The 25,561-nt window shown below is 67.4% G+C and carries 26 protein-coding genes and 1 pseudogene; 18 read left to right on the top strand and 9 right to left on the bottom strand.

Features of this window, described 5'->3' with window-relative positions; translation table 11 throughout:
* Window positions 1-5: 5 nt before the first annotated feature.
* Together J7E25_RS08985 and J7E25_RS08980 are read right to left on the bottom strand one after the other, a co-directional pair.
* Window positions 6-1,490: a class I SAM-dependent DNA methyltransferase gene (locus J7E25_RS08985; protein ID WP_214869787.1), complete on the bottom strand. Its 1,485-nt coding sequence runs from the start codon at window positions 1,488-1,490 to the stop codon at window positions 6-8.
* An 82-nt stretch (window positions 1,491-1,572) separates the two neighbouring features.
* Window positions 1,573-2,469 (bottom strand): SDR family oxidoreductase, encoded by an 897-nt coding sequence (locus tag J7E25_RS08980; RefSeq protein ID WP_214869786.1) that lies wholly within the window; start codon window positions 2,467-2,469, stop codon window positions 1,573-1,575.
* A 395-nt stretch (window positions 2,470-2,864) separates the two neighbouring features.
* Here J7E25_RS08980 and J7E25_RS08975 point away from each other — a divergent pair, with 395 nt between their 5' ends.
* Together J7E25_RS08975 and J7E25_RS08970 are read left to right on the top strand one after the other, a co-directional pair.
* Window positions 2,865-3,404 (top strand): hypothetical protein, encoded by a 540-nt coding sequence (locus tag J7E25_RS08975; protein WP_214869785.1) that lies wholly within the window; start codon window positions 2,865-2,867, stop codon window positions 3,402-3,404.
* A gap of 1 nt (window position 3,405) precedes the next feature.
* The gene (locus J7E25_RS08970) at window positions 3,406-4,179 is read left to right on the top strand and encodes a hypothetical protein (RefSeq protein WP_214869784.1); all 774 of its coding nucleotides are present in this window, start codon (window positions 3,406-3,408) and stop codon (window positions 4,177-4,179) included.
* A gap of 281 nt (window positions 4,180-4,460) precedes the next feature.
* Here J7E25_RS08970 and J7E25_RS08965 read toward each other — a convergent pair whose 3' ends face one another.
* Window positions 4,461-5,066 carry a hypothetical protein gene (locus J7E25_RS08965; protein WP_214869783.1) on the bottom strand — a complete coding sequence of 202 codons (606 nt, stop codon included), beginning with the start codon at window positions 5,064-5,066 and terminating at the stop codon, window positions 4,461-4,463.
* Window positions 5,067-5,526: 460 nt separating this feature from the next.
* On the opposite strand from J7E25_RS08965, the gene J7E25_RS08960 reads away from it, so the two are divergent.
* Both J7E25_RS08960 and J7E25_RS08955 read left to right on the top strand, forming a co-directional pair.
* Window positions 5,527-6,177 (top strand): hypothetical protein, encoded by a 651-nt coding sequence (locus J7E25_RS08960; RefSeq protein ID WP_214869782.1) that lies wholly within the window; start codon window positions 5,527-5,529, stop codon window positions 6,175-6,177.
* A gap of 105 nt (window positions 6,178-6,282) precedes the next feature.
* Window positions 6,283-8,883: an ATP-dependent Clp protease ATP-binding subunit gene (locus tag J7E25_RS08955; RefSeq protein ID WP_214869781.1), complete on the top strand. Its 2,601-nt coding sequence runs from the start codon at window positions 6,283-6,285 to the stop codon at window positions 8,881-8,883.
* A 93-nt stretch (window positions 8,884-8,976) separates the two neighbouring features.
* Here J7E25_RS08955 and J7E25_RS08950 read toward each other — a convergent pair whose 3' ends face one another.
* Window positions 8,977-9,378 (bottom strand): DUF4440 domain-containing protein, encoded by a 402-nt coding sequence (locus J7E25_RS08950; RefSeq protein WP_214869780.1) that lies wholly within the window; start codon window positions 9,376-9,378, stop codon window positions 8,977-8,979.
* 380 nt (window positions 9,379-9,758) lie between these two features.
* Between J7E25_RS08950 and J7E25_RS08945 the strand changes: the two genes are divergently transcribed.
* The gene (locus J7E25_RS08945) at window positions 9,759-10,445 is read left to right on the top strand and encodes an alpha/beta fold hydrolase (protein WP_214869779.1); all 687 of its coding nucleotides are present in this window, start codon (window positions 9,759-9,761) and stop codon (window positions 10,443-10,445) included.
* Window positions 10,446-10,506: 61 nt separating this feature from the next.
* Here J7E25_RS08945 and J7E25_RS08940 read toward each other — a convergent pair whose 3' ends face one another.
* Window positions 10,507-11,163, bottom strand: coding sequence for a bifunctional 2-polyprenyl-6-hydroxyphenol methylase/3-demethylubiquinol 3-O-methyltransferase UbiG (locus tag J7E25_RS08940; protein WP_214869778.1), 657 nt, complete (start codon window positions 11,161-11,163; stop codon window positions 10,507-10,509).
* A gap of 189 nt (window positions 11,164-11,352) precedes the next feature.
* Between J7E25_RS08940 and J7E25_RS08935 the strand changes: the two genes are divergently transcribed.
* The 6 genes from J7E25_RS08935 to J7E25_RS08910 all read left to right on the top strand — a co-directional run bounded on the left by J7E25_RS08935 (window position 11,353) and on the right by J7E25_RS08910 (window position 18,859).
* Complete coding sequence (locus J7E25_RS08935; RefSeq protein WP_214869777.1) at window positions 11,353-12,777, top strand: GH1 family beta-glucosidase; 1,425 nt, start codon at window positions 11,353-11,355, stop codon at window positions 12,775-12,777.
* A 70-nt stretch (window positions 12,778-12,847) separates the two neighbouring features.
* Window positions 12,848-14,095, top strand: a complete 1,248-nt coding sequence (locus J7E25_RS08930) for an extracellular solute-binding protein (protein WP_214869776.1) — start codon at window positions 12,848-12,850, stop codon at window positions 14,093-14,095.
* 80 nt (window positions 14,096-14,175) lie between these two features.
* On the top strand, window positions 14,176-15,063 hold the full coding sequence (locus J7E25_RS08925; RefSeq protein WP_214869775.1) for a carbohydrate ABC transporter permease: 888 nt from the start codon (window positions 14,176-14,178) through the stop codon (window positions 15,061-15,063).
* Window positions 15,050-15,973 (top strand): carbohydrate ABC transporter permease, encoded by a 924-nt coding sequence (locus J7E25_RS08920; protein ID WP_251038895.1) that lies wholly within the window; start codon window positions 15,050-15,052, stop codon window positions 15,971-15,973. Before J7E25_RS08925 ends, J7E25_RS08920 begins: the two co-directional genes overlap by 14 nt.
* A 23-nt stretch (window positions 15,974-15,996) precedes the next feature.
* Window positions 15,997-17,625, top strand: a complete 1,629-nt coding sequence (locus J7E25_RS08915) for a glycoside hydrolase family 5 protein (RefSeq protein ID WP_214869774.1) — start codon at window positions 15,997-15,999, stop codon at window positions 17,623-17,625.
* A 64-nt stretch (window positions 17,626-17,689) separates the two neighbouring features.
* Window positions 17,690-18,859, top strand: a complete 1,170-nt coding sequence (locus J7E25_RS08910; RefSeq protein ID WP_308164458.1) for an ROK family transcriptional regulator — start codon at window positions 17,690-17,692, stop codon at window positions 18,857-18,859.
* A gap of 103 nt (window positions 18,860-18,962) precedes the next feature.
* Here the strand turns inward: J7E25_RS08910 and J7E25_RS08905 are convergent, their stop codons facing one another.
* Window positions 18,963-19,244, bottom strand: coding sequence for a RidA family protein (locus J7E25_RS08905; protein WP_308164490.1), 282 nt, complete (start codon window positions 19,242-19,244; stop codon window positions 18,963-18,965).
* Window positions 19,245-19,298: 54 nt separating this feature from the next.
* Here J7E25_RS08905 and J7E25_RS08900 point away from each other — a divergent pair, with 54 nt between their 5' ends.
* Both J7E25_RS08900 and J7E25_RS08895 read left to right on the top strand, forming a co-directional pair.
* Entirely contained in the window at window positions 19,299-20,171 is an 873-nt protein-coding gene (locus tag J7E25_RS08900; protein ID WP_214869772.1) for a DNA-formamidopyrimidine glycosylase family protein, read from the top strand.
* Window positions 20,172-20,202: 31 nt separating this feature from the next.
* Window positions 20,203-20,811, top strand: coding sequence for a glyoxalase (locus tag J7E25_RS08895; protein ID WP_214869771.1), 609 nt, complete (start codon window positions 20,203-20,205; stop codon window positions 20,809-20,811).
* A 68-nt stretch (window positions 20,812-20,879) separates the two neighbouring features.
* Here the strand turns inward: J7E25_RS08895 and J7E25_RS08890 are convergent, their stop codons facing one another.
* The gene (locus J7E25_RS08890; RefSeq protein ID WP_214869770.1) at window positions 20,880-21,095 is read right to left on the bottom strand and encodes a hypothetical protein; all 216 of its coding nucleotides are present in this window, start codon (window positions 21,093-21,095) and stop codon (window positions 20,880-20,882) included.
* A 105-nt stretch (window positions 21,096-21,200) separates the two neighbouring features.
* On the opposite strand from J7E25_RS08890, the gene J7E25_RS08885 reads away from it, so the two are divergent.
* The gene (locus J7E25_RS08885) at window positions 21,201-21,827 is read left to right on the top strand and encodes a glyoxalase (protein WP_214869769.1); all 627 of its coding nucleotides are present in this window, start codon (window positions 21,201-21,203) and stop codon (window positions 21,825-21,827) included.
* A 99-nt stretch (window positions 21,828-21,926) separates the two neighbouring features.
* On the opposite strand, the gene J7E25_RS08880 is transcribed toward J7E25_RS08885, so the two are convergent.
* On the bottom strand, window positions 21,927-22,319 hold the full coding sequence (locus J7E25_RS08880) for a hypothetical protein (RefSeq protein WP_214869768.1): 393 nt from the start codon (window positions 22,317-22,319) through the stop codon (window positions 21,927-21,929).
* Between the two features lie 141 nt (window positions 22,320-22,460).
* Here J7E25_RS08880 and J7E25_RS08875 point away from each other — a divergent pair, with 141 nt between their 5' ends.
* From J7E25_RS08875 to J7E25_RS08860, 4 genes are all read left to right on the top strand, one after another.
* Window positions 22,461-22,961, top strand: a complete 501-nt coding sequence (locus J7E25_RS08875; RefSeq protein ID WP_308164457.1) for a GNAT family N-acetyltransferase — start codon at window positions 22,461-22,463, stop codon at window positions 22,959-22,961.
* A 20-nt stretch (window positions 22,962-22,981) separates the two neighbouring features.
* Window positions 22,982-23,410, top strand: coding sequence for a pyridoxamine 5'-phosphate oxidase family protein (locus J7E25_RS08870; protein ID WP_214869767.1), 429 nt, complete (start codon window positions 22,982-22,984; stop codon window positions 23,408-23,410).
* A 39-nt stretch (window positions 23,411-23,449) separates the two neighbouring features.
* Window positions 23,450-24,136, top strand: coding sequence for a CoA pyrophosphatase (locus J7E25_RS08865; RefSeq protein ID WP_214869766.1), 687 nt, complete (start codon window positions 23,450-23,452; stop codon window positions 24,134-24,136).
* 101 nt (window positions 24,137-24,237) lie between these two features.
* Complete coding sequence (locus J7E25_RS08860; RefSeq protein WP_214869765.1) at window positions 24,238-25,197, top strand: hypothetical protein; 960 nt, start codon at window positions 24,238-24,240, stop codon at window positions 25,195-25,197.
* A gap of 55 nt (window positions 25,198-25,252) precedes the next feature.
* Here J7E25_RS08860 and J7E25_RS17855 read toward each other — a convergent pair.
* Window positions 25,253-25,553, bottom strand: a pseudogene (locus J7E25_RS17855) (DUF3072 domain-containing protein).
* Window positions 25,554-25,561 lie beyond the last annotated feature (8 nt).

Here is a 25,561-nt window from a genome sequence, read left to right as displayed (position 1 = left end):
TCTGCTCACGCCAGCGTCTCCCGGAGCGAACGCAGACCGTCGGCGATCTCGAGTTCGAGGGCCTCGAGTTCGTCGAGGATCTCGTCGGGTGAGCGGTGCTCCACCTCCTCGTGCTCGACTTCCTTGTAGCGGTTGAGCGACAGGTCGTATGCATTGGCGACAATCTCGTCCTTCGGTACGTGGAACGACTGGGCTGTTCGCGGCCGATCGGCTTCGGCATCGAGACTGCTCCATCGAGCGAGCACGTCGGGCAGATCGTTCGCCTCGATCGGCGTGCGCTTGTCGTCGAGGGTGAAGCCGTCGGCGCGCACATCATAGAACCAGACGTGATCGGTGCCGCCCGACGAGGTCTTCTGGAAGAAGAGAATTGCAGTGGAGACACCCGTGTAGGGCTTGAAGGTTCCGCTGGGTAGCTTCACGACCGCGTCGAGCCTGTGGTCATCGATGAGCATCTTGCGCAGCGCCTTGTGCGCATTCGATGAGCCGAAGAGTACGCCGTCGGGCACGATCACGGCGGCGCGTCCGCCGTTCTTCAGGAGTTTGATCATGAGGGCGAGGAAGAGCAGCTCGGTCTTCTTCGTCTTTACGACCTGCTGCAGGTCCTTCGCCGTCGATTCGTAGTCGAGGCTGCCGGCGAACGGCGGGTTCGCGAGCACGAGGGTGTAATCGGCGCTCGCAGGGTGGCCCTCAGCGAGCGAGTCGCCTCGTTCGATCACCGGCTCTTCGACTCCGTGGAGCAGCATGTTCATGCTCGCGATGCGCGCCATCGCGGCATCCGAATCGAAGCCCGTGAACGCCTTGGTGTTGAAGAACTCGCGCACCGAGGCATCCGTCTCGACCTCGGGGTGGTGCTCGCGTAGGTACTCGCTCGCCATCACGAGGAAGCCGGCTGTGCCGGCGGCCGGGTCGATGATGCGGTCATCAGGGCGCGGCGCCGTCATGTCGACCATGAGTTTGATGATGTGACGGCTCGTGCGGAACTGGCCGTTCTGTCCGCTCTGCGACAGCTTCGCGAGCATGTACTCGTAGATATCGCCCTTGGTGTCGCGGTCATCCATCGGGATGTCGCGGAGCAGGTCGACGACCTTCGCGAGCAGCGCAGGGGTGGGGATGGTGAAGCGCGCGTCCTTCATGTTGCGTGCGTAGCTCGAGCCCTCGCCGCCGAGCCGGCGCAGGAACGGGAATACATGCCCGTCGACGATCTCGAACATCTCTTGCGGGGCGCGGTTCGTGAATACCGACCAGCGCATGTCGTTGTAGGGGCGCGAGATACGACCGGTGTCGTCGTTGCCCTCGGGGAAGATGCGACGCTGCATCGGCTCGCCTGTGCGGGTCGCCCGGCGCTCTTCGCGCGTGTGGGTCTCGTCGAGACGGCGGATGAACAGCAAGTAGGTGATCTGCTCGATCACCTCGACCGGGTTCGCGATGCCGCCCGACCAGAAGGCGTCCCAGACGCGATCGACCTTGCTGCGTAGCTCGCCTGTGACCACTCGATGCCGCCTTTCATTGGTGCTTGATGAGCGTACTGCGGTCACGTCGCTCGTTTGCTTTCCCGGCGGCGAGAGTGCTGCCTCAGCGGCTGACCCGCAGGTCGCGCCATCCGAATCCGCCGGGCTCAGGCAGCGCGCCGCGGATCCGCTCGTCGGTGAACATCCGCCGCGGCAACAGGTCGTCGGGTACGGATGCCGCGGGCGGTGCGGCATCCGTCACGCCCTCGGCGAGCATGCGCACCTGGGCTTTCGCGATGAGCGGTACGGTCATGGTCCACTCGGTCACCTGCGCGAGCGCGTACTGCGCCCACACCGGCCACGGCACCACGACGACACGGCGGCCGAGGACGGATGCCACGCGCCGCACGGCCTTCGAGAGAAGGAGCTGCTCGGCGCCGACGACGGCGACGGTCTCACGCGGCATCCGATCATTGACCGCGGCTTCGAGGATGTCGATGAGGTCCTCGATCGGGATCGGCCGGATCGGCTTCTCGCGGAAGCCGACCGTCGCGAACACCGGCAGGGTCTGCACGGTGCGGCTCAAGTGGTCGATGAGGTGGTCGCCGCGGCCGTAGATCATGCCGGCCTTGAGGATCGTGTAGTCGAGTCCCGAGTCGCGGATCAGCTCTTCGGCTGCCCACTTCGACTCGTGGTACGGCGATCCGCAGTCGGGTCGCGCCCGCAGGAAGCTCGGCATGATGACCTTGCGCACCCCGGCCCGCTTCGCGGCCTCGATGACGTTCGCGGTGCCCTCGATGTTCACGCGCTGGTACGTCTGGTCGCCGATCTCACGGTTGATTCCCGCGCAGTGCGCGACGACCTCGCACCCCGCGAACGCGCGGGCGAGCGCGTCGACATCGCCGGTGTCGACGCCGGTGCGTCGCGAAATCATGACGGATGCCTCGGCGCCGAGTCGTTCGGCGAGGTGGCGTCCGACGAAGCCGGTGCCGCCGGTGATCGCGGTGCGGGGATGGGTCATGAGGTAGACGGTACAAGGACGACACGTGGATCACCTCGTCAACGAGAGGGTTCCGCCGCCCACGCCTCCGGTCGGCTGATGACCATTAGCGCGAGCTAGGCCAATCGCTCCTCTTGGAGCAGTCGAGCCGCCGGTAGCGGTCCCCAACTCCGCACGGTCATCTGCTGGAACACAGGCATCCTCATCGGGTGGGTGATGCGCATCTTCGTTGCGAATGTCCTCACTCGAGAAGCAGAGCGCGATGGGTCCTGATGCGACCGCGCCGACGCCCTTTCGGAGTTCCGTCATCGGCGAGGACAATCTCAAAGTGCGGCCCGCCATTCGACCAATGTGCACATACATTGGGGCCAATAACGCGTGATATGCTGTTCGTATATTGAGCATTTGGAGGAGCAATGGGAGACCCAGAGATCGATGCCATGTCGACAGTCGCCACGGCGCTAGCCGACCTGGAAGACGACGCGCAGGGGCGTGTCCTGCGCTGGGCAGCAGAACGGTACGGCGTAGTCATGAACGTGCCGACCGGTGGTCGTCGCGGTGGCGGGATTGCAACTGAGTACGACGACGGTTCGGACCAGGAGATCACCGACGAGGAGATCGCCGATGAAGCGCCGGTGTACGAGCACTTCGCGGAACTGTTCGCAAAGGCGCAGCCGAGGTCCGAGCCTGATAAGGCGCTCGTTGCCGCGTACTGGCTGCAGGCGATCCAGGGGCAGAGTGCATGGCAGTCTGCGGCGCTGCAGAAGGAACTCAAGAACTTGGGCCACGCCATCGGCAACATTACTGACGCACTGACCAGTAACATGCGGAAGAAGCCGCAGCGGATCATCCAGCTGCAGAAGTCGGGCAACGCTAAGCAGGCTCGCAAGACCTACAAGGTGACGCACGAGGGCCTGGTGTACGTGCAGGGCATGCTGCGCGGCGAGGGCGCCTGACGTGGGCCTCGCGCCAGAGGACGCGTTCTCTGTCCTGCCGACCACCCTGCGCGACGACCTCGTGAGCGCGTTCAACGAGATCGTCAAGAACTACCGTGAGCATCGTTGGGAGCCCTCGGAATTGAATGGGGGCAAGCTATGCGAGACCGTCTACACGATCTGCAAGGGCTGGCTGGGGGGCGGCAACTACCCGGCGCGTGCGGACAAGCCGAGCCGGTTCCCCAACAAGTGTTGGGAGATGGAGAGTGTCTACCAGCAAGTGCCGAACAGTCGGTCGGCGCGAATCCTTATCCCACGGATGATGATCGGCTTGTACGACATCCGAAACAACCGCGGCGTCGGCCACGCCGGCGCTGAGGTCGACCCGAATCACATGGACGCGACGGCGGTGCTGTACGCGTCCAAGTGGCTGATGGCGGAGTTGGTGCGCCTGCTTCACACGTTGACGACCGAGGAAGCCACCGCAATCGTTGACGGACTGGTCGAGCGGGAAGTCGCGTGGGTCTGGACGCACGGGGACAAGAAGCGTGTGCTGCGGAAAGGGCTCACCTGGAAGCAGCAAGCGCTCCTGCTACTGCTGACCGAGACGGGCGAAATCGCTGAGGCGGACGTATTCCGGTGGTTGGAGCATCCCGGTCTGCCGTCGTTCCGCAAAGACGTGTTGAAGCAACTCCACAAGGACCGGCTCATCGACTACGACGCGTCCAAACGAACCGTGCGTCTGCTGCCGCCAGGTGTCGCTGTCGCCGAGGCTCTGGTCGCAGCAGGATCGTGACGAACGAAGCGACTATCCGATTGTCAAGCCTTGCGTCGCGTGGACTCGTCCGCGAGGGGCCCGTCTGCGTCTCTCGGGATTGGAGTCCCACGAAGCGATCCATATGGAATCGAGCGCACTCTCTAGTACCACCGGGCGACCAGGGGTGAGCCGTCTCAAGGACCGTTTCGAAGCCAGTGGTCACTTGTAGGCGTGCCTGCGTAGATGAAACCTCGGCCAGCCCGGGAGCGGTGGCCTGGCTCCGACGGCGAAGTCCTGTTAGACGTGTGCGTCGAGATCTGTCATTTCTCGCCAAGTATTTTGTCGACGAGGGCAGGAAACGCGGTCACTCCACCACTCCGAGCTTCGAGCCGTCGGTTCTTACCGTCTCCCTTCACCGCAAATCCCTCAATGGCTGGAAGGTGGGCGCTGGCGAAGTTTTTCGGGTCGTAGAAGTGCTTTCGCACGCATTCCTCTCGAATTACGTCGAACGGGGTCTCGGTGAGACCCATGCCAATCTTGCGGACAATGGTGACAACTTGGGCTGTCGCGCGCGTTTTGTCGGCGGCGTTGCCTCCAAGCGATTGGTGGTTGACAAGCAGTTTCACCACTCCGTTATCGATGTGAAACAGCCGTTCGAGCTTCTCCGCGCCGACGCCGGTATGCTCAGCGACGGCAGCTACTGCGGCCGCCTCGTCGACTACATCTACCGATGCGTCAGCGACTGTTGCGTTCGCCTTGCCTTCGCCCGTGGGGGCGGCCAGCTGGCGCGGCTGCGCCTGCGGAGGGGCCGCCGGCTCAAGGAGGTAGCGGAGTACCTCCCTGAATGCGACCTCTCGGAAGCCCTCGGGGATGTCTGCGCTCTCCACCCCATGCCATGCGGCAGTCACAGTACTTGCAACGTCCATTTCACCCTCCAGGTGTGCCGGCCCGGCGACGGCGCATACTGCCGAGGATATGGGAAGTGTGCAAGAAATCCAGGCATCCGCGCACCCCCAATTCGGAGGAGCCGCACATCGATTTCAAGCGCCGAGTCGAGGGTGCGCATGGTGTCGGCTCGTCGTTGTACTCCATGGGTCGATAGGTCAATCTGTATTTGTGACGGTTGCCGAGTTCGCTGAGAAAGCCTACGAGATCGCATACGACATCGAACTTGCCAGCGGGGCGGGCGGTACACCAACTGTCTACTCACCGTCACAGGTGTTGGAAGAGATAGTGGGGTTCGACGCAGCAGCCAATCCTGGACCGGACCACTTGCTCTGGCGGGTATTGAGCGCACCGCGACCCCGCGGGATCGTACTACTCCCGAAGTATTGAGAACGGGCCCCGGGAGGGTTGTTGCGAATGTCACGCCTCCCGACGGTGGCCGTGAGCCTCATCCTCCAATTCAAACGCCCTGAGTACATGCACGGCGCACGGGCAAGTCAATGGCACTTGTGGAGGGCGCCCTTCTACCGCTTTCAAAGGGAACGGCTCCAGCAGGCGACGTTGAAGCGCTTGGAGGTGACGCTTGCTGGACGGGCCGTGGTGAGATATGCCGCTCCTGCCTTTCACACCTTGGGTCAGCTCGAGGCAGCACAGGTGTCCGGTTCGGTGATTTCGCAGTCAGGTCACGTTGCTCCGTCAGCGCTGGCTGGTCACTCAGTGTGGACCTATAAGGCCGGGGGTACCCACGGAAAAAGAAATCCGGACGGTGCGGCGGCACGTTTCGAGCTGCTGAATTCGATATTCGTCTCGGTGCAATCGAAAGACGACCAAGCGATTGATTCCTATCCCGGCGACATTGCCCGGGTAAGTACCGTTGTCGATCACATGCGAGACCTCGGGTCTGCGGCAGTCGTTAGAGAGCCTGAGCTTCGACGTCGACTAGTTCAATGGGATGCGCAGCTTCGACGGGCTGATGTTCCCGAGATCGTGATCAGGCCGCTCCTGCACTTCGCAGCAGTGCAGTCGACGCTGGCCCGAATCGGTGCGACGTGGTGGCTCCTGGATGCGAACGAGTGGCGCCCGAATACCTGATCTGCACGAAGGGTGCGAGGATCGTTCTCTCCCGCAGGAATACACGCGCCCCCTTCGCGTTGAACTTGAGCGTACCCAACTCAAGTTTCACTCCAGGAGGACTAGGTGCCCGAAGACTTCACCCCCCAGGGCGGCGATGAGACCAACTCGTTCGACGAGTTCCTCAGCCGCTACCTCGCGGGCGAGCAGGCAAGGCAGGCGCGGTCGATCGACCTCAGCCGGTTCCTGACCGCGCGCACGCAAGGCATCCTGCAGCAGGCCGGACGCTTCGCGCTCGAGCGCGGCCAGACCGAGCTCGACGCGCTGCACATCCTGCGCGTCATCGTCGAGGACGAAGCCGTCAAGCAGGCGATCGCCCGTATCGGCGTCGACCCCGAGCGCCTCATCACGGCGACCGAGGCGCGCCTGCCCGCGGCATCCGACGTGGCCGACATCAATGCGGCCACGATCACGCCGAGCGCAAGTCGCGCGCTGTTCCACGCTTACCAGGTCGCACGCTCGGCCGGCTCGACCTACATCGACCCCGAGCACCTGTTCTTCGCGCTCGTGCTGGGGCAGGATGCCCCCGCCGGCCAGGTGCTGGCGCGCGCCGGCGTCACCGCCGAGGCGCTCACGCAGGGCATGCGCGAGAGTGTTGACGACAGCGGATTTCGAGACGGCGCTGGCGCGCCTCCTCAATCCACGGGTGACGCGGCATCCGCGACCCCGATGCTCGACAAGTTCGGCACGGATCTGACGGAGCGAGCTGAGAACGGCGAGCTCGACCCCGTGATCGGACGCGTCGACGAGATCGAGCAGACCATCGAGATCCTCAGCCGCCGCACGAAGAACAACCCCGTGCTCGTCGGTGAGGCCGGCGTCGGCAAGACCGCGATCGTGGAGGGCCTCGCCCGCGCGATCGTCGAGGAGTCGGTGCCCGAGGCGCTGCTCGGCAAGCGCGTCATCGCGCTCGACCTGCCCGGCATGCTCGCCGGCACGCGCTACCGCGGCGACTTCGAGGAGCGCCTCACCAAGACCATGGAGGAGATCGCCGAGCACAAGGGCGAGCTCATCGTGTTCGTCGACGAGGTGCACACCGTCGTCGGCGCGGGCGGCGCCGGTGACGGCGGCATGGACGCGGGCAACATCCTGAAGCCACGCCTCGCGCGCGGCGAGCTGCACCTCGTGGGTGCGACCACGCTCAAGGAGTACCGCACCATCGAGAAGGACCCCGCGCTCGAGCGCCGGTTCCAGCCGGTTCGCGTAGGGGAGCCCTCGATCGAAGACGCCGTGCTCATCATGCAGGGCCTGCGCCCCGCCTACGAGGAGCACCACGGCGTCGAGTACACGGATGCCGCGCTGCGGGCGTCCGTCGAACTGAGCGCGCGCTACCTCACCGACCGGGTGCTGCCCGACAAGGCCATCGACCTCATCGATCAGGCCGGAGCGCGGCTGCGCCTGCGGCTCGGCGTGAAGACGGATGTCTCCGCGCTCATCGCGCGGCTCGCCGACCTCGAGGCCGACAAGAACGCCGCCGTCGGCGCTGAGCACTACGAGGAGGCGTCGCGCATTCGCGACGAAATCTCGAAGGTGCAGGCGAAGCTCGACGAGGCGACCGCGAACGGCCGCGCTGCAGCATCCGCTGGTCTCGCTGGTTCGGCTCTCGACACCGTCATCGACGAGGCCGAGATCGCCGCGGTGATCTCGCGGGCCACCGGGATTCCGGTGAACCGCCTCACCGAGAGTGAGCGCGAGCGCCTCGGCGACCTCGAGGGCGAGCTGCACGGTCGCGTCATCGGCCAGGACGACGCGGTGACCGCAGTCGCCAAGGCCGTGCGCCGCAACCGCACCGGCATGGGCGACTCGCGTCGTCCGGTGGGCAGCTTCCTGTTCCTCGGACCGACGGGTGTCGGCAAGACCGAGCTGGCGAAGGCGCTCGCGTCGAGCCTGTTCGACGACGAGACCGCCGTGATCCGCTTCGACATGAGCGAGTTCGGCGAGCGGCACACCGTGTCGCGGCTCGTCGGCGCCCCTCCCGGATACGTCGGCTACGACGAGGCCGGCCAGCTCACCGAGCGCGTGCGGCGCAATCCGTACTCGATCGTGCTGTTCGATGAGATCGAGAAGGCGCATCCCGACGTGTTCAATCTGCTGCTGCAGGTGCTCGACGACGGACGCCTCACCGACGGCCAGGGTCGCACGGTCGACTTCCGCAACGCGGTGATCGTGATGACCTCGAACGTCGGCTCGGAGTTCCTCGCGTCGCGGTCGGGCGCGCTCGGCTTCGTCGCCGACTCCACGGATGCATCGGGCTTCTCGTCGCAGGACGACGTGCGCGCCCGCGTCATGGGCAAGCTACGCGAGGCCATGCGGCCCGAGTTCCTGAACCGCATCGACGAGATCGTGCTGTTCCGCAAGCTCGACCAGCCGCAGCTCGAGCAGATCGTGCGCCTCATGCTCGGCGCCTCCGCCGCTCGCCTTGCCGCGCGTGAGGTCGCCTTCAAGGTGACGGATGCCGCGGTGTCGCTGCTGGCCGAGCGCGGTTACGAGCCCGAGTACGGTGCTCGCCCGCTGCGTCGTGTCATCCAGCGCGAGATCGACGACCGCATCGCCGACCTCTTCGTCACCGGCGCGCTCGGCGACGGCGAGGGCGTGCGAGTGGATGCGGTCGACGGCGAGTTCGCCGTCACCCCCGTGCCGAACGCCACGGTGCAGCTGGCAGCCTGACCTGCGGTGGTCGAGTAGCGCCGCCGAAGGCGACGCGAATCGAGGCTACCCACCCCCGAAGACCCGGCCCTCATCACGAGGGCCGGGCCTACGTCATTTCGACGAGATCGCGTCGGCGTGCCGGTGGACGACCCGCCACTCGCCGTCCTCGCGGCGGTAGACCTGGGTGGCGCGCAGGGTGAAGGTCCGCGGCGTGCCGTCCATCGACGTCACGACGCGCTCGTACCCGACCGTGTACGCCATGTCGCCGCGCACGTCGAACGAGATCAGCTCGAGCGAGTAGTCGGTGCAGTTCGAGAAGCTCGACGCGAGCACCTCGAACGCCTCCACGAGCTCGCTGCGGTTCGTCGCGTTACGCCAGGCGCCGAGCACGCTCACGGGCTCGTCGTGCGACCAGATCGCGCGTCGCGGGCCGTCGTCGCCGTTGAACATGGCTCGTTCGGCCCGGGCGAGCGACGTGTGCACCCAGGTCAGAAACTCCTCGCGGTCATTCATGGCTTCAGCATGCTCCTTACCGGCACGGCGGCGCGAGAGGAACCCGGTATCCCTGCGGTCGCACGGTCGAGTAGCGCCGCCGAAGGCGACGCGCATCGAGACCACCCGACCCCGAACGTGTGCCCCGGAAGAGGGCCTGCGGTTGCCCACAGAAGTGAGCTACCCTCACGTCATAGTGGCAGCGTTTCTCGTCGAACGAGGGTGTGGTCATGGGGCGTGACATCCGTACCGGTGTGCAGCATCGTCGACGATTCGCGATTCTGGGAGGCATCGTCGCTGCAGGGCTCGCCCTGACCGGATGCGGTGCTGACGCGTCTCGCGCGCCTGAGTCCCAGCGGTCGCCGACAGCGGCGCCGAGCGCAACCGCCAGGGTCGGTGAGGTGGAGTTCGACGGAATGACGGTGGCGTATCGGTGCACCGGCGACGGCAGTCCGGCCGTCATCCTGGAAGCCGGGTCCGACTCACCTGGCACGGGGGCGTGGCCGGCGGCGTTCATCGCACCGATCGCCGAGGTCACGATGGTCTGTACGTACAATCGCCTCGGCACCGGTGGCGGGAGCAGCGAGCCTCCGGATCGCGGCCGCACCTGGGATGACATTGCGAGCGTGCTCGACGGAGTGCTCGGCGCTCTCGAGCTGGAACCTCCCTACGTGATTGGAGGTCAGTCCGGCGGGGGCAACGTCGCGATCGCATACGCGTTTGCGCATCCCGACCGGGTCGCGGCCCTCGTGTCGATCGAGGCCTACCACGACGACCCGGCGGAAATGGCGGACTGGCAGGCGGAAGAGGGTTTCACCTGGGAGGGCAACCCGGAGCACTTCGACGTCGTGCCGGCTTCGACGCAGCAAGACGCGTACCCGATGCCCATCGGCGAGTTCCCGGTGCTCATCATCAGCGCCACGCAGGCGGATCCGGGCGGCGCAGAGAATCAGGCCTACTGGCTCGGACTCTCACCAGACTCCCGGCAGGTGGTGATCGAGGGTCCGCACGACCTGCAGTGGGCAGCACCGAAAGAAGTGGCTGCCGAGATTGTGGACCTCCTCGCCGGCCTCCCGGTGGTCGAGTAGCGCCGCCGAACGCGACGCGTATCCACCCGACGCCGGAAACTGCCGAGCGTGAGGAGGTAAGTCACCTCAGCGCACGGCGCGCGAGCAGGGTGGCGTCGTGCACATCGACCGTCATTCCGTCGCGCACCATCGTTCGCGGACGCTGCTCGACCACGAGCGCCTCGAAGTCGTCGGGGAGGGCGGGCAGCAAATCTTCGGCGAGGAACATCGCGTTGCGATGGCTCGTCGTCAGGTGCGTGAACACTCCCGACGGCGCATGCCCGACCACCAGGAGATGCCCGCCGGGCGCAACGGCCTGCGACAGCCGGCGAGTCACGTCGACCATCCCTCCGTCGGGTGGATGCAGGAAGTGCGTGGTGACGAGATCGTACGACCGGCCGTCGGCAGCGAAGGTGCGGGCGTCGACCTGCCACCAGTCGGTGCGGTCGGCGACGCCGGCCTCGTCGGCATGCCGGGCAGCACGGGCGAGACCGTTGGCCGAGAAGTCGGCGCCGGTCACCCTCCACCGCTGCTGGGCCAGCCAGATCACGTCGCCGCCCTCACCGCAGCCGACGTCGAGCGCCGTGCCCGGAGTCAGTGCCGACGCCTCGGCGACGAGCTGCGGATTCGGGTTCCCGCTCCAGACCTTCTGCTCGCCGGAGTACCGCTCCTCCCAGCTCGGCGGCTCGAACATCTCTGCCGCCTCAGCCTCGGTGGGCTCGTGTTCGTGTCGACTCATCGAGTGCTTCCTTCCGCTGCTCCATGAGCGTACGGACCCGATCCGCGGATGGCACGTCCGCTTGCTGTTTCGGCAAACGTGCGTCCGTGCACGGGGTCTTGGTGGAGCCGGGCGATTCGCTTGACGTTTTTCGATCACGCGTTAGACTAAGCCGTGAAATAACTCCGCAACCCAGCCGAAAGCGGTTCAATGTCGAACATCTCGCCCCGCCAGCGCACGCGCTTGGCCGAGAGCCCGAGCATCGCGCCCGAGCGACTCGCCGCCCTTCCCGCCGACTTCCGATTCGGGCTTTCGACGGCCGCGTACCAGATCGAGGGCGCTGCACACGAAGGCGGTCGCGGCCCGAGCATCTGGGACACGTTCTCGCACACGCCAGGCCTGACAGCGAACGGCGACAACGGCGACGTCGCCTGCGATCACTATCACCGGTGGCCGGCCGACCTCGACCTCATGGTCGATGTCGGCGTGCGCGACTACCGCCTGTCGGTGTCGTGGTCGCGTCTCCAGCAGAGCGGATTCGGGCCGCTCAACGGCGAGGCCGTCGAGTTCTACCGTGCGCTGCTCGAGGGGGCCCGGGAGCGAGGCATCCGGCCGCTCGTCACGCTCTACCACTGGGACCTGCCGCAGCCCTTGGAAGACGCCGGCGGATGGCCGGTCCGCGCGACCGCCGAGCGCTTCGCCGAGTATGCCGCACGCACCGTGGCGGCGCTCGGCGACCTCGTCGACGACTGGATCACGCTGAACGAACCGTGGTGCTCGGCCTTCCTCGGCTACCACACCGGCGCCCACGCACCCGGGCGACGCAACTGGGCGGAGGCCGTCGCGGCCGCGCATCACCTGAACCTCGCCCACGGGCTCGCGGTCGCCGCGATCCGGGATGCCGCGCCCGAAGCGCTCGTCGGCATCGCGAACATCGTGACCGACATCCGGCCGCGCACGGATGGGCCGGCGGACATCGCGGCGGCCGCCCGACTCGACGCCGCGAGCAACCGGGTGTTCCTCGACCCCGTGTACCTCGGCGACTACTCCGCCCAGGTCCGGTCGGTGCTCGGCGACGCGCTCATCTCCGTAGTTCGAGCCGGAGACCTCGACGTGATCGGTGCGCCGACCGACTTCGCCGGCGTCAACCACTATCAGCGCGTCATCGCCTGGCACGATGACGAAGGCGGTCCGCTGCGTCTCGGCGAACGACCCGCCGAGCCCGCGACCACGTCGTTCGGCTGGTCCGTGATCCCCGAGTCGCTCACCGAGGTGCTCGTGCGTGTTGCCCGCGAGTTCACCGCGTTACCGATCCACGTGACCGAGAACGGTGCGAGCTTTCACGACTACCTCGACCCCGCCGGCGACGTGGTCGACCTGGCGCGGGTCGAGTACCTGCGCGGATACCTCGAAGCCGTGACCACCGCGGTCGAACGTGGCGTCGACGTGCGCGGCTACTACGCCTGGTCGTTCCTCGACAACTTCGAGTGGGCCGAGGGCTACGGCAAGCGATTCGGACTCGTCTTCGTCGACTACGCCACACAGCGTCGCATCCCGAAGCTCAGCGCCCACTGGTATCAGCGCCTCATCGCCGAGCGGATGTCGCAGCTGCAGCCTGCCCGCATCACCGCCTAGATCCGGGCGAGCCGTTGCTCGCCCATGCACCACCCGCACATCACACTGAACCAAAGGAAGAGGTACCTCAATGAAGAGCTACGCCAAGGCCGCCATCGCGGCCGCGACGGTCGCGGCCCTCGGGCTGGCCGTCAGCGGATGCACGTCGGGCGGCGGCGCGACCGCCGACGACGGCCCGCTCACCGTCTGGATCATGGGCGACTCGGGGGCGAACTTCGAACAACTCGTCGCGCCGTGGGTCGAGGAGTCCGGCACCGAGGTCGAGGTCGTCGCCATTCCGTGGGACGGCATCGACGAGCGGCTGACGACCGCCGTGGCATCCGGATCGGGTCCCGACGTGCTGCAGGTCGGCCTCTCGAAGCTGCGCACCTTCGCCGATGCGGGAGCACTGCTCGCGCTCGACGACCACCTCGACGACCACCCGGAGCTCGCGGCCGAGAACTTCGCCGCAGGCATCGCGGGCGAAGCCTCAGCGGTCGCCGGCGAGATCGTGAGCGTGCCGTGGGTGAGCGACACCCGCGTGCTGTTCACCCGCACCGACATCCTCGCCGAGAACGGCATCGACGCGCCGCCGGCGACCTGGGAGGAGCTGCGTGCCGACGCGAAGACGCTCGCCGGTCGCGGTGAAGGCCAGTACGGCTACTACATCCCCCAGTGGGACAGCCCACTACCGGTCGTGATGACGTGGTCGAACGGCGGCGACATCATCGATGCCGACGGCAACGTCGACTTCGACACCCCCGAGTTCAACGAGGCGGTCGACCTGTACACCGGCCTCTACGCCGACGGCAGCGTGCCGACCAACGGCGACTTCGATCAGACTCAGGGCTTCATCTCGGGCGTCGCACCGATGCTCATCAGCGGCCCGTACCTCTCCAAGTCGATCGCCGACAGCGCGCCCGAACTCGAGGGCAAGTGGAACGTGAGCATGGCGCCCGAGGGCTCCGCCTCAGCGGCGTCGTTGTTCGCCGGATCGAACCTCGCCGTGTGGCACAACTCCACTCGAGTCGACGACTCGCTCGACCTTCTCGAGTACCTCTCCGAGCCCGAGACGCAACTCGAGTGGTACGCCATCAACGGCGAACTGCCGACGAATGTCGACGCGCTCGCCGACGAGGAGTTCCTGAGCGACCCGCTCGTGCAGGTGTACGCCGATCAGCTCGGCGACGCACGCATCCTTCCGCTCGTGCCGAACTGGGACGGCGGAGTCGGCGCCGACCTGCTGACCGCCCTCAACTCGATCGCCCTGAACGGGGAGGACCGCGACACCGCGCTGCAGGCGCTCTTCGACAAGACGGCCGAGATCTCCATCAACTAGGGGTCGATGGCGCCGCCGCGGCCCGCGTCGCTGGCGGCGGCGGCGCCATCACCCACTCGCACTCAATCGAGAGGAGGCACATGAGCACCGCGACCACGAAGGTCACCCCCTACGTCTTCGTCACCCCCGCCATGCTGCTGCTCATCGCCTTCGGCGTGCTGCCGCTCGCCGTGGCGCTGGTCGTGAGCTTCACCGACATGGACATCTCGGGGCTCGCGAACTGGGGCAACGTCGAGTTCGCCGGCGTCGACAATTACCAGCGACTCTTCACCGATCCCGACTTCTGGCAGGCCTTCGGCAACACTGCCTTCTTCGTGCTGATCGGCGTGCCGTCCGTGGTGCTCGTCTCACTCGCCGTTGCGCTGCTGCTCGCCCGCAGCAATAGCCGCTTCTACCGGGCGCTCCGCTCGTTCTACTTCATCCCCGCGATCACGGGCATCGTCGCCATCGCCCTCGTGTGGGGCTATCTCTACAACACCCAGTTCGGCCTCTTCAACTGGCTGCTCTCGCTGGTGGGCATGCCGCCGGTGCAGTGGCTCTCCGACCCGCTGCTCGCGAAGTTCTCGGTCGCGTTCGTCGCCATCTGGCGCGGCACCGGACTGAACATCATCATCTTCCTCGCGGCGCTCCAAGGAGTGCCGAAGGAATACACCGAGGCGGCGGCGCTCGACGGCGCGAGCTCGTGGCGCACGACGAGGTCGATCGTGATCCCGCTGTTGCGGTTCGCCATCTTCTTCGTGACGGTCACCACCATGATCGCCTGGCTGCAGTTCTTCGACGAGCCGTTCGTGCTCACCGACGGCGGCCCACTCGGAGCGACGACGTCGATGTCGATCTTCCTCTACAAGGAGGGATTCCGGCTCAATCAATTCGGCTATGCGAGCGCCGGTTCGGTCGTGCTCTTCGTCGTCATCGCCCTCGTGACCGTGCTCCAATTGAAGCTGAGGAGACCCGATGTCGAGTACTGATCTTCGACCGGCCGTGTTGCCCGCTCCCGACCTCGCAACCGGCGCGCGACGGATGCCGCAGCCGCCGCCCCTTCGGCCGACCCGACCCGGCCGCACTCGCGGTCGCACGCTCACGACGCTCGTCGGCGCCGCGCTCGCCGTCGGCGCGCTCATCACCGCGTTCCCGTTCGTGTGGATGCTCCTCTCCTCGGTGAAACCGCAGAGCGAGTCGATCGACCATCCACCGCGGCTGGTCGCCCAGGAGCCCACGTTCGAGTACTACGCCCGGCTGTTCACCGAGCTCGAATTCGGCCGGTACCTGGCGAACACGCTCATCGTCGTCGCGATCGGCGGTATCGGCCTGCTGTTCATGGCGATGGCCGGGTATGCGTTCGCGAAGTACGACTTCCGCGGTAAGGGCGGGCTCTTCTTCCTCGTGATCGCGACGATGATGATCCCGGTGCAGGTCACGATGATCCCCACCTACTTGATCCTCAACGGGTTCCGGCTGACGAACACGCTGGTCGGCATCGCCCTGCCGACACTCGTGAGCGGCTTCGGCATCTTCCTGTTCCGCCAGTTCATGGCGACCATCCCCACCGAACTCCTCGAGGCCGCTCGCATCGACGGCGCCGGGGAACTGCGTATCTTCCTGATGATCGTGCTGCCGATCTCCAAGCCGATCCTGGCCGTGCAGGCGGTGCTGACGTTCATCGCCGGATGGAACAGCTTCCTCTGGCCGCTCATCATCGCGAGCGACCAGAACCTGTACACCCTCTCGGTCGGGTTGGCGCTGCTGAACCAGCAGCTCGCGGTGAACCCGTCACTGCAGATGGCCGCGGCATCCGTGCAGGTCGTGCCGATCCTCATCGTCTTCATCATCTTCCAGCGCTACGTCGTGCAGGGCTTCGCCCTCTCCGGACTCAAGTGACCCGAATGACCCGAGTGACCCAAATGACCCAGCAAGGAGCATCCGTGCCGCACCTCACTCCATCCATCGACGACCTCGGGTTCGCGCCTCGTCCCGCGAACTTCGACGGCTTCGTCCGCCGCTCGGGCACGCAGATCGTCGATGGCTCGGGTCGACCGCTCCTGCTCAGGGGCGTCGGACTCGGGAACTGGCTGCTGCCCGAGGGGTACATGTGGCACTTCGGAACGGGCGCGGAATCGCCGCGAGAGATCGAGGCGCTCGTCGAGCGGCTGGCCGGCCCCGACGAGGCCGCGAGCTTCTGGCAGGGTTTCCGCGACCGCTTCATCACCGAGCGCGATATCGTCGCGATCGCCGCATTCGGGTTCGACCACGTGCGGCTGCCGATCAACTCCAGGGTCGTGCAGGACTCGGCGGGTCGACCCCTCGAAGCCGGCTACGCGCTCATCGATCGACTCATCGAGTGGTGCCGCGAGCACCGGCTCTGGGTGCTGCTCGACCTGCACGGCGCACCCGGCGGGCAGACCGGCACGAACATCGACGATTCCCCGAACAACCGGCCCGAGCTCTTCATGGATGAGACCTACCGCGAGCTCACCCTCGAGCTCTGGCGGGAACTCGCCCGCCGCTACCGCGACGAGCCCGTCGTGCTCGGCTACGACCTGCTGAACGAGCCGCTGCCGAACGAGTGGCAGCACGGGTTCGCAGCGGAGCTCGGAGAGCTCTACCGTGACCTCACCGCCGCCATTCGCGAGATCGACCCGCACCACCTGCTCATGTACGAGGGTTCGCATTGGGCCACCAACTGGAGCATCTTCACCGAGGTGTGGGATGAGAACTCGGTGCTGCAGTTCCACAAGTACTGGTCGCCGACGGATGTCGCGAGCATCGCGCCGTTCCTCGAGGCGCGCGAGCGCCTCGGCCTGCCGATCTATATGGGGGAGGGCGGCGAGCACAACCTCGAATGGCTCTTCGCTGCGTTCCGCCTGTTCGAGGCTCACGGCATCGGGTGGAACCTCTGGCCCTGGAAGAAGATCGACACCCTCACGTCGCCCGCATCGGTCGTCGCGCCCGATGGGTGGGCCGACGTCGTCTCGAGCGCGGCGGGGCCGGCCGCGCTGTCGCGCGGCGAGGCAGTCGAGGTGTTCCATGCACTGCTCGACGCGATCGAGGTCGAGCGGTGCGCGCTACGGCCCGAGGTCGTTCGAGCCGTCACCGGCATCCGCCCGTCGGTCATCCCGGCTTGGGCGTACGGCTTCGACGGTGCCGGGCGCTCGTACGCCTCGGCCGGGGACCCGCGGGTGCCGAATCTGCGGCTCGACGACACCGTGGCCCTCCGGTTCGCGACCGACGAACCGCACCCCGAGAACCCGTTCGAACACCGTGCGGGGCAGCCCTTCCATCGGGACGAGCGGATCGTCGTCGATCTGGCTGCGGGTGACTGGGTACAGTTCGACGTCGATGCGTCCACGGATGCCGCGGACTACTGCCCGCTCGACCCCGACCTCGAGGAGGCGCCCGCGGATCTCGCGAACGTCGCCGGCGGCATCCGCGCGACCGCTCGAACCGCGACAACACTCGCTTGGCTGGTCGCGGAAGGCGCCGGATACCCGTTGGTAGCCTTGGACGATCATGAGCGCGCCCACAGTGCCTGACGGCGAGCGGCGTCGGGGCCGGCAGTCGCCCACGGTGAGATCTTTGCGCACCCAGAATCGTGCTGTGGCGCTCACGCATCTCATCACCGAGGGCAGCAGCACGCGTGCGGAGCTCGCCGCCGCGTGCGGGCTCTCGCCGGCGTCTGCGACCAACATCGTCGGCGATCTCATCGCCGAAGGCCTCGTCGCCGAGACAGGCCTGCTCGCCTCGCAGGGCGGGCGGCCGACGTCATTGCTCGAGCCGGTGGCCGACGGCGCCTACCTGATCGGCGCCGACGTGGGGGAACGCGGCGTCGCCGTCGAGCTCTTCGATCTCAGCATGAAGCGCATCGACCGCGAGTTCCGCGGCGGCCGCATGGAGGAATCGCCTGATGCGATCGGAAACGACCTGAGCGACGCCGTCGAGGCGTTGCGGTTGCGCAACGCGGCGCGATGGTCGCGGGTCGTTGGCGTTGGGCTGGGCTTGCCAGGCATTGTGGAGACGGATGCCTCGGGCGAGCAGACGCTCTACGCCGAAAGCCTCGGCTGGCCGCCCGTACCAGTGCGACCGCTGCTCACCCATGACCTGCCGCTGCTCGCCGAGAACGGTGCCAAGACCCAGGCGAAGGCCGAACAATGGTTCGGCGCAGCTGCGGGCGTCGACCATGCGCTCGTGGCGCTGCTCGGCCGAGGGGTTGGGCTCGGTGTGATCGTGAACGGCGAGGTCTACCGGGGGCGTGCCAGCAGCGCCGCCGAGTGGGGTCACGTCTCGCTCGATCCGGACGGGCCGGTGTGCCGCTGCGGACGCCGCGGGTGCGTCGAGGCGTTCCTCGGCGCGCAAGCCATCCTCGACCGGTGGTCGAAGCTCGGCGGCACGTTCGAGGGCAGCGGTTGGGGTGCGATCGGTGAGCTGCTCGAGGCGAATGAGGCCGGCGACGCGGCGGCGGTCAGCGTGGTCGACGAGACCGTTGCCACCCTGGGGTTGGCGCTCGGCGGACTCGTGAATCTCTACAACCCTGAACGCGTGATCGTCGGCGGCTGGGTTGGAATGCGTCTGATGCCGAAGCTTGCCACACGCATCGAGGATGCCACTCGCGCCGCTGCGCTCCGGCAGCCGGGTGCGCAGTTCACCCTGCTGCCGTGCACGTTCGGCGGGGACACCGTGGCGCTCGGTGCCGCCATCATGCCGCTCGAATTGCTGGTCAGTGCGCCGCTTGTGGAGGAGCAGAGCCGGGCGGCCAGATCCGCGGGGTAGCGGCCGGCGCTGAGGGCGCCGTCGCGATTTCCGATCCTGACACTTCGAATTCATCGGGCACGCAGGGCTGGGCCTCAGCGCGCCGCCGCAATCAGCGGCTCGATCAGTCCAGGACGGCGTACGCCTCGAGTTCGACAAGAACATCGGGCTCGAAGAGGAAGTCGACGCCGATGACCGACACAGGAGGCAGCGGCTGCGGCAGCCCCAGCTCGTCTGCGACGAGCTCGATGCCGGCCATGAAATCGCCGATCTTCTCTGGCGCTGACTGGGTCAAGAAGAAGCGCAAGCGCACGACATCGGCGAAGGTGGCACCGGCGCCGGCGAGGCCGAGGGCGGTGTTGCGGAGGACCTGGGCGACCTGTCCGGTGAGGTCGCCGGTCGCGATGCGGTTCGCTTGGCCCTCTTTCCGACGACCGTCCGTTCTGCGAAGCTGGGCGTCATGCCGGAGTCGCCCGAGGTCGATGCGCTCGTCGAGGAACTCCGCGCGCGCCTAGCGGGCCGTGCGATCACCGACGTCGATGTCCTCGAGTTCCGCGTGACGAAGACCCGGGCAAGGCCGCCGTCGTCGCTCGTCGGCGAACGCGTGACCGGAGCGACGCGCCACGGCAAGCTCGTCGACCTCGTGTTCGGAGAGGCCCACCTCGTGGTGTCGCTCGGCCGACACGGCTGGGCGCGTTGGCGCGATGGCGACGACGCGGTCGGCTTCGACGCGCCCGTGACCGGGGCCGACGACGCCGATGCCGGTCCCGCGCCTGCGCTCGTCACCATCGAGTTCGACGACGGCAGCGCGCTCGAGTTCACGGATGCCGGTGGCTGGGTGTCGCTCGGCCTGTCGGTGGTCGACGATCCAGCCGAGGTGCAGGCCGTCGCCAAGCTCGGACCCGACCCGGCCGATCCGGCCTTCTCGAGGGCGGACTTCGACCGCGCCGTCGTGGGTCGGCGCAAGCAGGTCAAGGCCGTGCTGCAGGAGCAGGAGTCGCTCGCCGGCATCGGCAATGCGTACTCCGACGAGATCCTCCACACGGCGAAGATCTCGCCCGTTGCGCACGCCGCAGCCCTGACCGAGGCCGAACTCGACCGCCTCTTCGACACGACGGTCGGCACCATCACGTCAGCGATCGAAGGGCGCCGAGGCATCCCGATCGATCAGCTGAAGGCCGTCAAAGTCGCGGCCATGCGCGTGCACGGCAGGGCGGGGGAGACGTGCCCGGTGTGCGGCGACACGATCCGCGACTTCTCGTTCGCAAGCACGACCGCCCAATACTGCCCGACGTGCCAGACGAACGGTGAGCAGCTTCCCCTCCGAGAGTGACGCGATCGAGCAGGCGGAATAGCGTGACCGTATGAACGCAATCGACTCCATCACGCTCGAGGTGGCCGACACTGCGGCCGCCGAACGCTTCTACGACGCCGCCTTCGGGCTGGGCGATCTCCTGCGTCTCCGAGCCACGGATGCCCCGACCACGGGCTTCCGCGGGTTCACCCTGTCGCTCATCACGGCGCAGCCTTCGAACGTCAATGGTCTGATCGGCGCGGCTGTCGACGCCGGTGCCACCACGCTGAAGCCGGCCGAGAAGTCCTTGTGGGGTTACGGGGGCGTCGTGCAAGCCCCGGACGGGGCGATCTGGACGGTCGCGTCGTCGGCGAAGAAGGACACCGGTCCGGTTACCCGGCAGGTCGACGAGATCGTGGTCCTGCTCGGCGCCGAGGACGTGGGCGCGAGCAAGCGGTTCTACATCGACCGCGGCCTCACCGTCGCGAAGAGCGTCGGCAGCTACGTCGACTTCACCAAGCCGTCGAATCCGGTCGGCCTGAACCTCTACAAGCGCCGCGCGCTTGCCAAGGTTGCCGGCGTCGCTCCCGAGGGCAGCGGATCGCATCGGCTGATCATCAACAGCGGCGCCGAGTCGTTCACCGACCCCGACGGCTTCGTGTGGGCGCCAGCGTCGTAAGCTCGGTGGTCGAGTAGCGCCGCCGAAGGCGACGCGTATCGAGACCACCTCGCGAACGCGCCCCAGCCTCACGCAGCCCGAGAAACCGGGTCGACGCGCACGCGGCTGACCGCATCTGGCGCGGCCGTGAAGCGGCCCACCACGCCGTCGGCGGTGACGTACTGCACGCGGATGCCTCGGCCGACGGGCGAGACCTTCGTGACCTCGTACGCCCGGCCGAACGCGTTCACGAGCGTGTCGCCGACCGCCAGCTGTCGAGTCTGCCGCAATTCGATGACCTCCATAGTGAGAGTGTCTCACTACCCACCGACATCGATCGGCGAGGCATCCGACGCAATCGATCAGTTTCTAAGAAGCGCCGCCGAGAGCGCCCGAATAGCGTCATCGGTATGAACTCCATCGACTCCATCACTCTCGAGGTGGCCGACACTGCGGCCGCCGAACGCTTCTACAACGCCGCCTTCGGGTTGGGCGATCTGCTGCGCCTGCGGGCCTCGGATGCCCCGACCACGGGCTTCCGCGGATTCACCCTGTCGCTCATCGTGGCGCAGCCCTCGACCGTGAGCAGCCTGATCGACTCGGCGGTCGCCGCCGGCGCCACCACGCTCAAGCCGGTCGAGAAGTCCTTGTGGGGCTACGGCGGCGTCGTGCAGGCCCCCGACGGCACGATCTGGAAGGTCGCGACGTCGGCGAAGAAGGACACCGGTCCCGCCACCCGGCAGGTTGACCAGGTCGTGCTCCTACTCGGTGCCGAAGACGTGGGCGCGAGCAAGCGGTTCCACGTCGACCGCGGCCTCACCGTCGGGAAGAGCTTCGGCAGCTACGTCGACTTCTCCATGCCGTCGAGCCCAGTCGGTCTGGGGCTCTACAAGCGCCGCGCCCTCGCCAAGGACGCCGGCGTCGCTCCCGAGGGCACGGGATCGCACCGACTGCTCATCAACAGCGGCGCCGAGTCGTTCATCGACCCCGACGGGTTTGCGTGGGAGCCCGCATCCGTGACCTCGGTGGTCGAGTAGCGCCGCCGGAGGCGACGCGTATCGAGACCACCTGACGCCCGAACGCCCGGCCCCAATTCTTGACGGCCGGGCGTTCGTCATGTCGCGGGCGACGCGCTGTCACGCGAGGGGCTCCAATCGGCTGAATCCTGCCTGCAGGCTGTGAAACGTGACGGTGCCTCCGCCGAGCATCTCGGCCTTCTGCCGCACCTGGTCCACGACTGCCTGGCTCGGCCGGCCGAAGACGTCGATGGATCGCATGCGGATGAGCGGACCGAACGCGCGGAACTTGGCCCCGCCGAGCTCCATGTGGAGTTCCATCGACGCCGAATCAGGATGGACGGCCACCGTGGTCATCGTGGACTCGGACTCGTCGATGTAGAAGTGGTACGCGATCAGCTGCGGCTCGCGCTCCTCGACGAACGCGGCCAGATCGCGCAACGCATCCTCGACCTCCGCGAGCTTGCCCTGGCGGATGTCTGAGCGGTCGATGTAAAAGATGGGTTCCGTCATGCCGGGCCCCGAATCTGTCTCCTTTCAGGGTAGCCATCGACGCCGCCTCGAGGAACGGCTTGCGCGTCGGCGCGAACAGGCCAGTCGCCCCGCCTTCGCAACGATTTGGGTGCGTCGGCAAACGGCAGCGAAGATGGTCGGGTGACGACTACGACCGACATCCAACCCGGCGACCTCGCCGACGAACGAGTCATCCGCCTGCTCGAAGACCATCTGACCGACATGTTCGCGACGTCGCCCGCCGAGAGCGTGCACGCACTCGACGTGTCGGGGCTGACGGTGCCCGAGGTGACCTTCTGGACGATCGCCGACGGCGACGTCATCCTCGGCTGCGTCGCCCTGAAGGAGATCGACCCGACTCATGGCGAGCTGAAATCGATGCGCACGGATGCCGCGGCACGCGGCCGCGGGCTCGGCGCGCGCCTGCTCGAGCACGTGCTCGCCGAGGCCGCTCGCCGCGGGTACCGGCGGCTCAGCCTCGAGACGGGATCGCAGGACTTCTTCCGCCCCGCCCGCACCCTCTACGCGAAGTACGGATTCCGCGAGTGCGGCCCATTCGCCGACTACGGGCTCGACCCGAACAGCGTCTTCATGACGCTGGAGCTCGAGTCGTCTCCTCACGGCGCAGGTTCGGCTCTCTGACGCATCAGTAGGCTGTGCCGATGGAGCAGCGCGAGATGATCGAGTACGTTCGCCGGCAACGATCCGGCGTGATCTCGACGCTCGGCTCCGACGGCGGCCCGCAGGCGGCATTCGTCACCATCGCTGTGACCGACCGTGGCGAGTTCGTGTTCGACGCCAAGCCCGACTCGCGCAAGGTCGCGAACCTTCGCCGAGATCCGCGCATCGCGGTCGTCGTCGGGGGAGCGGATGGCACGACGCTGCAGTGCCAGGGAGTCGCCGACTTCCCACAGTCTGAGGAACTCGAGCGGTGCAGTGCCGCCTACGTCGAGACGTTCCCCGAGTTCGCCCAGTCGCTGCGCGACGGAACCGTCGTGGTGCTGCAGGTCCGCCTCGACTGGGCACGGTACGGCGACTACCGCGAGCAGGTGCCCGCCGTCGTCGAAGTGCGTCTCGACCCGGCGAGCTGACACTCGGTTCGCGCCGCCGAGTGTCCGTAGGGTGGAGCCATGCCCGCCACGACCAGTGATGCTCGCGCAGAGCTCGCCGCCCTCTGCGAGCGCGGCCTCGAGTGGTACCCCGGCACGTCACGAGGGCAGACGGATGCCGCGCGCGCGCGCCCGGCCGCGGTGCTCGTGTTGTTCGGCGTGCTCGATTCCGTGCCCGCCAGATCCGGCGGTGCGCTCGCGAGTGATCTCGACGTGCTGCTGCTCCGCCGCGCGGCGACGCTCGGCAGCCACGCCGGACAGATCGCGTTCCCGGGTGGCCGGCTCGAGGCATCCGATGACGGACCGATCTCGGCCGCAATACGCGAGGCCGGCGAGGAGACCGGCGTCGACCCCGACGGCGTAGAGCCGCTCGGCACGTTGCCCGCGTTGCCGGTTCCCGTGAGCAACCACCTCGTCACGCCGGTGCCGGCGTGGTGGACGCGCCCCTCCGAGGTCGCAGCCGTCGACCATGACGAGTCCGTCGACGTGTTCCGCGTGCCCGTCGCCGACCTGCTCCACCCGGCGAATCGGGCCAACACGGAGCACACCTTCGGCGCGACCACCTATCGCTCGCCGGCCTTCACGGTCGACGGCCGGATCGTCTGGGGCATCACCGCCCTGGTGCTCGCTCGCATGTTCGACGAGCTCGGCTGGTCGGAGCCGTGGGACCCCGCGCGCCTCGTCGAGCCCGACGATCTGCGTCGGTGACATCGGCGACCGGGCGGGCCTCGCGGGTGACGAGAGTGAGCCCCGTTGTGGGGTGATCCGATCGCCTGTGACGCGGTCTGCCGAGCCATAGACTTCGCGATGTGACTCTGGCCGCGACGTTCAATCGCCTCCGACGGCACCCGCGGGTGCTGATCGCGACGGTCGCGGCATCCGCTCTGCTGGCCGGTGCCGCGAGTGCCGGTTACGGGGCGGTCGTCGACGCTGAGACGCGCGCCAGCCGCAATGCCGACATCGATCGGGTCACTGCGTCGATCGCGGCCACCTTCGAAACCGGGCGGGGCATCGTGGGGTCGCACTTCGCCGCGGCCGTGTGCGTGGCGGAGACCTCCGCGCAACTGGCTCCCGTCGCCGACAGCGGTGCGCGCTTCACGACCGCGTCGCTCGATCGGGCGTCGACCGTCGTGCGGCGGGCAGCGGTTGCTGCGTTGGTGCCCGCGTACGACCCCGAAGTGCCGACCCGGGTGCCCGCCGACGCGGGCGTCGACGCGCTCGATGCGGCGCTGGTCGTGCTCCGCCGAGCCCAGACGGATGCTGAGACCGAGGTCGCCGCGCTGGCGTCGAAGGCGCGGCGCACCGAACAGGAGTGCGCGTCCGCGCGCTCGGCGGTGGCGTCATTCGTCGACGAGGTCACGCGCCATACCGATGAGCTGATCGCGGCGAACCCGAAGGCTGCTGCGGAAGCGGTCGCGAGCCTCACCGCCGCGCGCGATGCGGTGGTCGCGGCGGAGGCGGGCGCCGTGGAGCGCTGGATCGCGGCCGCGGCTGCACTTGAGGCGTCGCATGCCGCGGCTGTGCTCGCAGAGCAGCAAGCCGCCGAAGCGGCGCGGCAGGCCGCGGATCGGGAGGAATCGAGCGATCCGCGAGTGACGTCCGGCATGCGGCCCTTGAACTGGGACGACTACACGTGGCAGTGGTCCCCCGAAGAGCCCTATCGACAGCTCTCCCCTGAAGAGGTTGCGGCGCTGGGCCTGCCGCCCGGCAGCCAGACCTGGGAGGTACCGCTCGACGAAGGCATCCTTCCGCCGTTGATCCTCGACTGACGCACGCGTGCCCTCGGTCGCCACACTGCCACGCAGCCGTCGACCTATCGCGCGCTCACTGCGGCGACGCCGTGCCGCGCCCCGTCAATCGCTGCAGCCGCTCGATCTCTACGGATGCCTGCGCCTTGGTGAGCCGGCACCTCTTCGCCGGCTTCACGCCCCAGCGTGTCGAGGTAGCTCCGCTGGGCCGCGGTCATCGGCTCGTCGCCGCTGACCCACTCGGAGGGATCCTTGCTGGCGGGTTCATCGGTGTCTGGCCCGCGCGAACCGAGCGTGTTGTCGGTCGTCTCCACCGCTTGTTCCGTGTCGTCTGGGACCTTGCCCGATGAGCCCGAGGCACTGTTCTGGTCGCTCATGCACACAG

The organism is Agromyces sp. ISL-38 (assembly GCF_018613935.1).
GTDB lineage: Bacteria > Actinomycetota > Actinomycetes > Actinomycetales > Microbacteriaceae > Agromyces.
Note: the sequence above shows the minus strand (reverse complement) of the source record. Positions and strands in the feature narration are given on the sequence as shown.